This is a genomic window from Pseudomonas sp. BN411 (assembly GCF_029871235.1).
In the GTDB taxonomy this organism is placed as follows: domain Bacteria; phylum Pseudomonadota; class Gammaproteobacteria; order Pseudomonadales; family Pseudomonadaceae; genus Metapseudomonas.
Genome location: NZ_SSOM01000053.1, coordinates 1 through 11,187 on the forward strand (window position 1 = coordinate 1; position 11,187 = coordinate 11,187).

The 11,187-nt window shown below is 49.8% G+C and carries 8 protein-coding genes; all 8 read left to right on the forward strand.

Annotated features, from left to right (window positions below; all coding sequences use genetic code 11):
• On the forward strand, nt 1–1,477 hold a 1,477-nt coding region (locus E8F06_RS07310; protein WP_280365649.1), incomplete at its 5' end, for a bifunctional aconitate hydratase 2/2-methylisocitrate dehydratase.
• A gap of 108 nt (nt 1,478–1,585) precedes the next feature.
• Nucleotides 1,586–2,746, forward strand: coding sequence for an iron-containing alcohol dehydrogenase (locus E8F06_RS07315; protein ID WP_280365651.1), 1,161 nt, complete (start codon nt 1,586–1,588; stop codon nt 2,744–2,746).
• Nucleotides 2,747–3,152: 406 nt separating this feature from the next.
• Nucleotides 3,153–4,382, forward strand: coding sequence for a DUF4263 domain-containing protein (locus E8F06_RS07320; RefSeq protein ID WP_280365653.1), 1,230 nt, complete (start codon nt 3,153–3,155; stop codon nt 4,380–4,382).
• A 374-nt stretch (nt 4,383–4,756) separates the two neighbouring features.
• On the forward strand, nt 4,757–5,944 hold the full coding sequence (locus E8F06_RS07325; RefSeq protein WP_280365656.1) for a dsDNA nuclease domain-containing protein: 1,188 nt from the start codon (nt 4,757–4,759) through the stop codon (nt 5,942–5,944).
• A complete protein-coding gene (locus tag E8F06_RS07330) occupies nt 5,941–6,420 on the forward strand; it encodes a hypothetical protein (RefSeq protein WP_280365659.1) in 480 nt (159 codons plus the stop codon). The genes E8F06_RS07325 and E8F06_RS07330 overlap by 4 nt, the downstream gene beginning before the upstream one ends.
• The gene (locus E8F06_RS07335; RefSeq protein WP_280365661.1) at nt 6,417–8,171 is read left to right on the forward strand and encodes an AAA family ATPase; all 1,755 of its coding nucleotides are present in this window, start codon (nt 6,417–6,419) and stop codon (nt 8,169–8,171) included. Before E8F06_RS07330 ends, E8F06_RS07335 begins: the two co-directional genes overlap by 4 nt.
• Nucleotides 8,172–8,980: 809 nt before the next feature.
• Nucleotides 8,981–9,928, forward strand: coding sequence for a hypothetical protein (locus tag E8F06_RS07340; RefSeq protein WP_280365664.1), 948 nt, complete (start codon nt 8,981–8,983; stop codon nt 9,926–9,928).
• A 90-nt stretch (nt 9,929–10,018) separates the two neighbouring features.
• Nucleotides 10,019–11,169 (forward strand): IS3 family transposase gene (locus E8F06_RS07345; RefSeq protein ID WP_280363247.1). Its coding sequence is split into 2 segments (ribosomal slippage): nt 10,019–10,262 and nt 10,262–11,169, totalling 1,152 coding nucleotides; the frame shifts between segments, so codons are not numbered across the junction.
• Nucleotides 11,170–11,187: the final 18 nt, after the last annotated feature.

The window sequence follows — 11,187 nt, forward strand, 5'->3', positions numbered from 1 at the left end:
CGGCAAGGGCTTCACCCTGGCCCAGAAGATGGTTGGCCGTGCCTGCGGTCTGGCCGAAGGCCAAGGCGTCCGTCCGGGCACCTACTGCGAGCCGAAGATGACCACCGTCGGTTCCCAGGACACCACTGGCCCGATGACCCGCGATGAGCTGAAAGACCTCGCCTGCCTCGGCTTCTCCGCCGACCTGGTAATGCAGTCCTTCTGCCACACCGCTGCCTATCCGAAGCCCATCGACGTCAACACCCACCACACCCTGCCGGACTTCATCAAGACCCGCGGCGGCGTGTCCCTGCGTCCGGGCGACGGCATCATCCACAGCTGGCTGAACCGCATGCTGCTGCCTGACACCGTCGGCACCGGTGGCGACTCCCACACCCGCTTCCCGATCGGCATCTCCTTCCCGGCCGGTTCCGGCCTGGTAGCCTTCGCTGCGGCCACCGGCGTCATGCCGCTGGATATGCCGGAATCCGTTCTGGTGCGCTTCAAGGGCAAGATGCAGCCCGGTATCACCCTGCGTGACCTGGTGCATGCCATTCCCTACTACGCCATCCAGGCTGGCCTGCTGACCGTCGAGAAGAAGGGCAAGAAGAACATCTTCTCAGGCCGCATCCTCGAGATCGAAGGTCTGAACGACCTGACCGTCGAGCAAGCCTTCGAGCTGTCCGACGCCTCGGCCGAGCGTTCCGCCGCCGGTTGCACCATCAAGCTGCCGGAAGAAGCCATTGCCGAATACCTGAAGTCCAACATCACCCTGCTGCGCTGGATGATCGGTGAAGGCTACGGCGACGCCCGTACCCTGGAGCGTCGCGCCCAGGCGATGGATGCCTGGCTGGCCAAGCCGCAACTGCTGGAAGCCGACAAGGACGCCGAATACGCCGCCGTCATCGAGATCGACCTGGCCGACGTCAAGGAGCCCGTGCTCTGCGCCCCGAACGACCCGGACGATGCCCGCCTGCTGTCCACCGTGGCTGGCGACAAGATCGACGAAGTGTTCATTGGTTCCTGCATGACCAACATCGGTCACTTCCGCGCTGCCGGTAAGCTGCTGGACAAGGTCAAGGACGGCATCCCGACCCGGCTGTGGCTGGCGCCGCCGACCAAAATGGACGTCCACCAGCTCACCGAAGAGGGTTATTACGGCATCTTCGGTCGCTCCGGCGCGCGCCTGGAAATGCCCGGCTGCTCCCTGTGCATGGGCAACCAGGCCCGCGTACAGACCGGCGCCACCGTGGTCTCCACCTCCACCCGTAACTTCCCGAACCGCCTGGGCGACGCCACCAACGTCTACCTGGCCTCCGCCGAACTGGCGGCCGTTTCCTCGATCCTGGGCAAGCTGCCGACCGTCGAGGAGTACATGGCGTACGCGAAGAACATCGACAGCATGGCGACCGATATCTACCGCTACCTGTCCTTCGACCAGATTGCTGAATACCGCGACGCTGCCGCGAACTCGAAAATTCCAGCGATAGAGGTTTAACGCGGACATTCCCTTGGCAACCGTCGCTACAGCGACGGTTATCTATCCGCCGTCGAAGGGCAATCCAGCGCCATAAACGAGATCCCAAACAGATCTAGAGGTGACCTGATGTCTGCTCGAGTCCTACTACCACGCATTATGGAAATCGGCCCTGATGCGTGCCTTAAAGTCCCAGAAATCTTGCTTTCCCTTGGATCAAATAAGCCTCTGATCGTTACCGACAAGGTTATGGTCAATCTAGGGCTTGTGGACAGGCTCATCGATGCACTGAAAGACCATGGTCTCGAAGCAGATACGTTCGACGGTACGGTACCAGAGCCGACATCCCGCTCTATTGAGGCGGGCGTAGCACGGGTACAGGAAGGAAGCTTCGATTCAATCGTGGCACTGGGCGGCGGCAGTGTCATCGATAGTGCCAAGGCCATTTCCATCCTCGGTAAGCACGGGGGAAGAATTGATGACTATCGATTCCCGCGCCAAGTAACTCAGGCAGGCCTTCCAATCATCGCCGTCCCGACTACTGCCGGCACAGGATCTGAGGTTACCCGGTTCACAATCATTACCAACGAAGTGAGCAACGAAAAAGTGCTCTGCGTTGGCGAAGCCTTTATGCCGATAGCCGCTGTAATTGACTTCAAGCTGACGCTTAGCCTGCCGGCACGCATAACAGCCGATACTGGAATTGACGCGCTGACGCATGCTATCGAGGCCTACGTCAGCAGGAAAGCAAACCCGTACAGCGATTCCCAGGCACTCGCCGCAATGCGACTCATCGGGCCCAACCTGCGCTGCGTCTACGATGATGGCCAAGACGAACGCGCGCGCGAAGCCATGATGATGGGGGCAACCCTGGCGGGCATTGCCTTCTCCAATGCCTCGGTCGCCCTGGTACACGGAATGAGTCGCCCGATTGGTGCTTACTTTCACGTGCCGCACGGCCTATCCAACGCGATGCTCCTGCCGGACGTTACGGCATGGTCGATGCCAGCAGCACGCGGGCGCTATGCCGACTGTGCACGCGCGATTGGGGCCGCATTGCCAAGAGACAGCAATGCGCAAGCCAACCTCAAGTTGATAGCCTATTTGGAGGATATGAACTCGGCTCTTGCAGTACCGACATTGCAGGCATTTGGCGCCGACCGACAGCTCTTTGATCAGTCCGTCGCCATCATGGCTCAGCAGGCTCTGGCTTCAGGTTCCCCGGGCAATAACCCACGGCAGGCCTCAGTAGAAGAGATTGTCGATTTGTACAAAATGCTTTGGAACTAAGTTGATCTAAAACAATGGAAGTTACTGAGATCTACTGGAAGCTATCCCGCTAAGCCAGATGCCTCTGTGTTCTGGCGCGTAACATCAGGAGGGCGATAGCTCGCCACTCAAACCCCCGGATAATTTCGGCGCGCCCCGACAAAGGATCAGTTTGTCGAAGCGTCCTACCCGTGAAGCGCTAAAGTGGCTAGGTACGAAAAAGAAACGGGACGAGGAAAGCAAAGCCTAACGCAATAAAGCGAGGCATCCGAAGCCAACTGGTGGTAAAAAGCTATCAGGTGCTGTCTACCCAGAGCCTGGGACTCTCAAGCCACGAACCTGCCCGAAACCGCTCTAAACAATCTTGCTCAAGGTTATACACCCCTCTCAAAATATACCTCCAGCCAACCAGGGAATGTAAATTTAGATGATTGAGTTCATCAAGAACGATAGAGCACTAATACTTCGCTATAAAGCAAATCGTTTTACAGGCGACGCACACTGGATTGACAATAAAATAAAAAACGAAGGCAGTGTCACACTTCGAAAAACATTTACATTTAGAAAAGAAGACACACTTGATACTCAACCAATCAACTCAGATCAAAACATAGAGCTCGAAGCAGAGGACGACGACACCCGAGACTTCACTTTAGGCACCAAGCACAAAGGCTATTACAAAATAAAAAAAGAAATACTAGATCTAAAATACGACCTACTAATAGATACAAACCTCCCTATAGATCAAGGCTTCTTCATTGCCAACAGAGACATATCAATTTTCAGAAAAATTGACGAACAAGCAAAGGATCAAATAATTATTGGCAATGAAAACGAAAACGCGATTCCAACAGCTGACTTCTTTCAGCTTATAAAGACCTTCCCCACCACAACCGAATTAAATCACTATGCAAACTCTCGAATCCAAAGAGTCCTAAAGGATTATTTAGGAACGATCTCTGACGCCCAAAAAAAGCTTGAATCATACTTATCCAAGAAGAAAATAACACCAAGACCCAAGACAAATCAGTTAAGGGAATATGAGCTTAAAAAATTTGAATTCATCCGTGACGAACTAAAATCCATGCTCAGCGAGCCAGATTCATATTCAGAAAGAAACTGGCAAGATGCGATAGTAGAGTTCCTCCTTATAATATTCCCCAAATACGTATCAGTTCTCAATAACCTAAAAATCTCCGATTATTACTCGTCTCCAAACAGAACCACAAATCGCTATATCGACATCACCCTAGTTGATTGCAATGGAAACATCGATATCATTGAAATCAAAAAACCATTTAGCAACTGCCTCTTATCAACACGAAAGTACCGCGATAACTACACACCAAAATCGGAGTTGTCAGGCTCGGTCATGCAAACGGAAAAGTACATATTCCACTTAAACAAGTGGGGCCGCGCTGGAGAGTTGGAGATAACGAAGAGCAGAAAATCCGAACTCCCCAAAGACCTTGAGGTCAGGATTACCAATCCCAAGGGAATTATCATACTAGGAAGGGACAACGAATTCACACATGAGCAAAAATTTGATTTCGAAATAATAAGGAGAAAATACGGGAATATCATGGACATCATGACTTATGACGACCTACTGCGTCGGCTTGAAAATATAATATCTATGATTCTTCAAAAATCCTGAGCCTGCCCGTGCTCTGAAACACTTGCACAGCAGAACCATAATTGGTTAACGTGTTCATGGTAGCCTACAGCCATCAAAAACCAAACCGCACGCCCTTCATTATCCAGCAGGGCTAAAGCACTACGATCAAATGGACTTGACATGGTATCGATACAATCCTTTTACAAAATCCCCCATCTGAGTTTGCCTGCTCCCAGCCCCGAGCATGGCGTTATATATTCACATAGAACCGGCCCATAATAAGAATCCTTTAATCCTAATTACAGCACTAAATGCAGAGTCGTCATTCACGGCCATAGCAAGAATGCGCAAATCAATGTGCGACTCCCTGGACAGAAAGCAACAATCTATAACGCCAAACTTCCGAGCGCTCTATGAAGGACAGCGACGAGTTCTATAAAGTAAAACCTAGAGAACAGACTGGAAGAGATACTTTCAGCAGATATAAAGCACAAGCGCGAGCTGCTGGGCTAGAAAGTCTTTCAATCCTTGACGGCCAGGAAGTTGAGAGAGTTTTTTGTGACTACCATGACGACTTCGTAGTCAAAAGAAGGAAAGATGGTGTAATTAGATACGACTTCTATCAAGTAAAGACAAAAGGGAAGACAAACGAAAATTGGACGTTAGGCGAAATATTTGGCCTGAGCTCAAAAATACAAAATCAATCAAAACAAGACAGTAAAAAAATCAAACAAAGTTTTGCGGGAAAACTACTTCAACACACTGTGAACTTCCCGAATACCTGTGGCAATGTCGTATTCATGACCAACACTCATGTTGATGACAACGTGGGCACTCTTGCAGAGTGCGCATCTATAAAGGACATCTCAAACAAGCACCTCAAAGCCATTCTGGATAAATTCAACGAATGCTTTGTTCCTGATGACCTCCCTAAATTAACAGAAGATCAAGTTCTTGAGCTTGCTGCAAAGCTAATATTTGAAACAGACGTACAACACATAAAAGAAAAAAACAATAACTTCGAATCGACAGCCCGCGCAAAAATATTTGAGTACAGTGAAATCGACCTGCGCTACAACGAAGCGCAAGAAATCCTTATTAGCTTATTGAATGCGATTGAGGAAAAGTCATCAGGGATCATTGATGATTTCACTGAATCTGAAATCAACTTACGGGCAAGCATCTCCATAAATGAACTGCTGGATATTCTGAGCATTTCGCGTACGGCGTATTTCAAGCTCCTTGAAGGCGGAGATAGCAAGGCAATTAAGTCTGCCTCAGTAATTCAACGAACATTGGAAAAGGCAGGAGCAAGCGTTGAACAAGTTGAGTTTTGCTCAAACTGCAAAACCTCTTGGGACATTTGGCTGAGAGAAAATAGAAACAAGATATCCGAGCTGGATATTATGGATATAACATCCAGTATTGACAGCATGCTTCGCGAAATGATTAGTAACTCCAATAACTTCTCAGTCTCAATTCTGCGCCCGAAAATTTCCGCATTACTGACCGCCTTTAAGCTAAAGGATGTATCTTTTGATCTCACCGAGAGTCTACTTCTTGGAGGCTTTTTTTCAGCGCTAGTCAGGTACAAGTCATGAACTACGACCAATTTTTTGAGAGCATAGAAAGCAATGAAATCTCAATTGAGGTCGGAGAAAAAAGCCATCACAAGAGTTATCAACTCAGCAACGAAGCCCTTTTTCAACTTCCCCTGATATCGCTAATTGTATTACTACTTTCTAAAGACCGTCGAAAACCTGTCGTCACTGAACTAGGGCAGCTTGTCGGCGAGTCCATAGAAGATTGCATGGCAGGGTTTAAGGGATCTTCACAGCTATTGGGATGGTCGGCCAATCTTCGAATCAGAACTGTGAAAGCCATTAGTTTCCTGGAAAGATCCGGACTGGTCATTATCAGATCTGACGACAACCGGATAGCAGCTACGCCATTAGGTATCAAGGTTGTCAATAAAGCGCTAAGCGGTGACGATTATCTATCCTATGCACTCAGCCTGATACAGCGCTCATATAGAAACATTTGCATCAACCGACAGTTCGACATGGAGTTGATATGAGGCTTATAAAACTAAAAATACTACCTAGAGGCGACAACGGCTGGCGTTCAGAAGAGCTTTCTTTCGGGCAGGAAATTACTCAACTGTTCGGCCCTAATGGCATTGGAAAATCCCCGCTGATAAAGGCCGCAATATACTGCCTAGGTTACCCAAGCCAATTTAGAGAAGATATCTACCTAAACTGCCGGTACGCCGAGCTTGAATTTGAAGTAAATGGAAACACCTACATTGCTCGTAGAGACTTTCATGCAACAATCCTCAATATCACAGTCACTGACAAAGACGGAAATACTTTCAACTTCAGGAACGAACTGGATTATTCTAGATTCCTATTTGAAAAAATAGGTTTCGAGGCGCCGCTATTAGTTTCAAGCGATGAAAAGAAGGCTGTCCAAGCTTATTTTTCGTCTATCCTTCCAGTTTTTTATCTTGACCAAGATGAAGGATATAGAAAATTTTACTCGCCTCCAGGGAGCTTCGTTAAAGACCAGCTTTCAGAGTGCCTAAGAATAATTTTAGGTATTCCACCGAAGAACTCGTTCAATGCCAAGAAAGATCTGCTAGAAGCAAAGCGCGAACTAGAAGCCTGGGACAAAAGCGTCTATACACTCAAAAAAGAATACGAGGCTTTACAAGGCATCGTTGGAAAGATCAACCAGCAAGTCATTGATGAAGAGCTAGAGTCACTGTACAACAGCTTAGAACAACTCAAAAGCAACACTGCTAACAAATCGTCGTCCACAGATGCTATAGACGACATTATAGTAATTAACCGAGGAAAGATTCGCGCGATAGAACAGGACAAACTAGATATTAATAAACGCCAGCGCAGCTTCCAAAAAATTCTTGCAGAGATCAAAGTTGAGATTGACACCCTTAACTTAAATGAGCAAGCAAAACGCGTATTTACTTCATTCGATGAAATCTGCAATGCAGAAGGATGCAAGCTATTTTCGTTCAGTTCTGAATCCTACGGAAAGAACCTACTTTACCTCAAAGATCAACTAAAGGATTTAGAACGAAATGTCGACATTGGGCGTATACGCTATGCAGAGCTATCAAAACAACGAGAAGAGCTTATTTCTCAGACTCATTCCCTAATCGAACGTCGCAATGCTCTGGTTGACTCAAGCGAGATTGGCTCGCTAGTCGAGGCTATTACGCTAACATCTTCCAGAATATTTGAACTTGAACAAGATAAAAAGCAAATCGATATATTTAACAACCTAGGCAGTCGATATACAGCTGCGCTGGTTGCGCGCGAAAACGCATTAACTAGAAAAGAAGAACTTACGAAATCCGGACAAACTAATCCTACCATAATTAAATTCCGGGCAGACCTAAAAATAAGCATGCTTCGCTGGCTGGATATTTTGGATACAAATAATATATCAGCCGATATCCGCTTTCAGGATGATTTCATACCTACCCTTGGCAATGAAAATCTGAGCCAACTCGGCGGCAGCACAAGGATCCGGGTTATTCTTGCATATCACGCCGCCCTACTAGAATCCTTCTGCGAATTTAATAGAAATCTAGTTTCATTTATTATCTTTGACACACCAAAACAGCACGAAATGCACGGAGTAGACTTAGGGCGCTTTATCGATGTACTACAAGTCTTTGCCAGAGCAAAAGGAATTCAAATAATTATCTCTGGAACCGAATATAGGCACAAGATAGGGAAAAGAGACATTGAATGGCTGCCACAATTCCAAGGCAAAAAGCAGAAAATGTACTTAAAATCCTGAATATTAGTACGGAAGCAATATTGTCCACGATTACCGAAGCACTAAACACCACGGCATCCGAGAGTAAGGTCGAGTGGAATCCTCGGGAGGCTTTACAGGGTGCCGTATTCTTCGAAGTGGTGAACATAGGATCCAACGAACTATGTTTTTGCAATGGTCTTCTTGCGTCGCGCAAGGTTCGCCGGCAGCTCCTCGTACCGGCCCTCAATGCTGCTGTGGGTCTGCTTCGCTTTAGTTAGGCTGCTGAAGGCGGCGGATGCACCGCCCCACTTTCTGGCCGACCATGCCCTGGAGTTCGCCTCGCGTTTACTTCCCCTCCCCCAACGGACGCGCTGCTGGGTCAGTCCAGGGTCAGGGTGAACTCGGTATTTGGTTCGACGTCGATGAAGAGGTTAAACAGCAGCCCGCTGCACGTACTACAACGGAAAGCACATGCACTCGCTGGCCAGCCTGTTTGGCGTGTCCGATAGCGCAATGGCTATTCGGATCAGGGAGCTGAACTTGGTTCATTGGCCCTGATTGCTGCCGAAAGCAGCAAGATGGTCATTTAGCAGCTCAGGCTATGAATTCAGCTGCTCTGGGTTGAATGGAGCGATACGCCACGGGCAGCCCCTGGCCGGCTTCTGCCAGGTGTGACCGACAGAGATCGACTCTAAGCAGCCGCTCGCCAACGGTCTAGCCCCTGTCAGTTGGGGTTGAACACGGCAAATAAATAAAACCATCTCTCATTGCAAACCCGATCATGGCAAAATGACACCTCTAAGTAGTCGGCGTAGTCGACTCCGATTTTTTCGTTACTGGGGGAGCGTGTGGCATTCAAGTTAAAAGCAGGTGAAAGGATGCGGCTTCCCGCTGCCTTTTTGAAAAAATTTGACAGGTACGACTACGTTCCACCAAGTATTGTCCGTACGCCGGAAAATATCCTGCGATCAATTTCTGATGCTAGAGAGGTTCTCGAACGTCACAGTGTCAAGCTCAGGAACGGAAGCTCACTGGATCAATTGCTCTCTCAGTCAGAACGAGAGATTAGGAAGCGTAGCGGTAATCCCCGTCGAGCCATGGATCTACAATATGTGATCGCTCTTACTGGTTTGATCATCGGCTTAGCTGATGAGGACGGCATCAAAGTTCTTTTGGAACGTATGGCGAAAAGTGAGATGGACACCACTTCCGAGAAGCCCTCACAGGGAAAGGATGCTGCATGGGAGCTCAGTTGCCTTTCTAGCTTTAAAATTGGCGGAATTGAGGCGCGCTTAGCTGAGCCTGATATCGTTATAGCTTTTGGCTACGGCGACTATGGAATAGCCTGTAAGAAGATTTATTCCGAAAATAGTGTCGAGAAATGTGTCGCAAAGGGCGTGGAGCAGATCAGCGGCGCGCAGATGCAGGGACTTGTGGCGCTGAACATTGACGAGTTGCTAATCCCTGCCCGCAGGATGATGTATGCCAGTGATCAAGACTTTCTACGAGCAATGCTGCAAGGATATACATCTGAATTTATAGAGCGCCATTCTTCAACCTTAGAAAAGTATGCGCGAGGCGGGGCATGCGATGGCTACATAGTCAGTGCTTCGAAGGTCGCATGGCTTGTTAGCACAAGTGATTTTTCATACACCACTGTAAATATTCACGTACCAATAGGCGATGAGACGGCAGCGAGCAGACTCCGAATTGACGCGATAGCGCGGCAATCGAGTAGCGCAAACGGCCTAGAAGCCTGGGTTGCGAAGGTTGGTGGGGCAGCCTTCGGCCTCTGATTCTTTATATATTTTTCTAGTGGCACGATGAATCGCCCCTAGTTTCGTAGACACCTCCAAGCCTCATAATGAGGCCCGTTAGGAGGTGCCATGAGCAACCAGCGTTACCCCGAAGAATTCAAAATCGAAGCGGTCAAGCAAGTGACCGAGCGCGGCCTCCCCGTAGCCGAGGTGGCAGCGCGGTTAGGCATGTCGGTGCACAGCCTGTATGCCTGGATCAAGCGCTACGGCAAGCCCCAGGCGCAGCGGCAGCAAGAAGATGATCAGCAGGCCGAACTGCGTCGTCTACGCGCCGAACTCAAGCGAGTGACCGAAGAGCGAGACATCCTAAAAAAGGCCGCCGCGTACTTTGCCAAGGAGTCCGGCTGAAGTACGCCTTCATCAGCAAGCTGTCGGTGGAGTACCCGGTACGGCGTCTCTGCCAGACCCTGAAAGTGCATCCCAGCGGTTACTACGCCTGGCTGGCCGAGCCGAAATCCGTACGCGCCAAGGAAGATCAGCGCCTGCTCGGGTTGATCAAACATGCCTGGCTGGAAAGCGGTGGGGTCTACGGCTATCGCAAGATTCACGACGACCTGCGTGAGCTGGGAGAGTCCTGTGGCCGGCACCGCGTGGCTCGCCTGATGCGGGGAGAAGGGCTGCGCTCGCAGACCGGCTATCGTCGGCGCCCCGGCTATTACGGCGGCCGGCCAACGGTAGCTTCGCCCAATCGCCTGGAGCGGCAGTTCAACGTCAGTGAACCGAACAAGGTCTGGGTCACCGACATCACCTACATCCGCACCTATGAGGGTTGGTTGTATTTGGCGGTGGTGCTGGATCTGTTTTCACGCCAGGTGATCGGCTGGTCGATGAAGCCACGGATGTGCAGCGACCTGGCCATCGATGCCCTGTTGATGGCGGTCTGGCGGCGCAAGCCCAAGCAGGAAGTGATGATCCACTCCGACCAGGGCAGCCAGTTCAGCAGCTCGGATTGGCAGAGTTTCCTCAAGGCCAACAACCTGATCAGCAGCATGAGCCGACGCGGCAACTGCCACGACAACGCGGTAGCGGAAAGCTTTTTTCAGTTGCTGAAACGGGAACGCATCCGACGGAAGACCTACGGCACCCGCGAAGAAGCTCGGAGTGATGTGTTCGATTACATCGAGATGTTTTATAACCCCAAACGCCGGCACAGCAGCGCTATGCAGCTATCGCCAGTGGAGTTTGAAAAGCGCTATTTCCAGAGCTTGGAGAGTGTCTAGGAAAGCCGGGGCGATTCA

What these genes read in the sequence shown, in the direction of transcription:
- E8F06_RS07315 (WP_280365651.1), top strand. Translation starts at nt 1,586, where the DNA reads ATGTCTGCTCGAGTCCTACTACCACGCATTATGGAAATCGGCCCTGAT.
- E8F06_RS07320 (WP_280365653.1), top strand. Translation starts at nt 3,153, where the DNA reads ATGATTGAGTTCATCAAGAACGATAGAGCACTAATACTTCGCTATAAA.
- E8F06_RS07325 (WP_280365656.1), top strand. Translation starts at nt 4,757, where the DNA reads ATGAAGGACAGCGACGAGTTCTATAAAGTAAAACCTAGAGAACAGACT.
- E8F06_RS07330 (WP_280365659.1), top strand. Translation starts at nt 5,941, where the DNA reads ATGAACTACGACCAATTTTTTGAGAGCATAGAAAGCAATGAAATCTCA.
- E8F06_RS07335 (WP_280365661.1), top strand. Translation starts at nt 6,417, where the DNA reads ATGAGGCTTATAAAACTAAAAATACTACCTAGAGGCGACAACGGCTGG.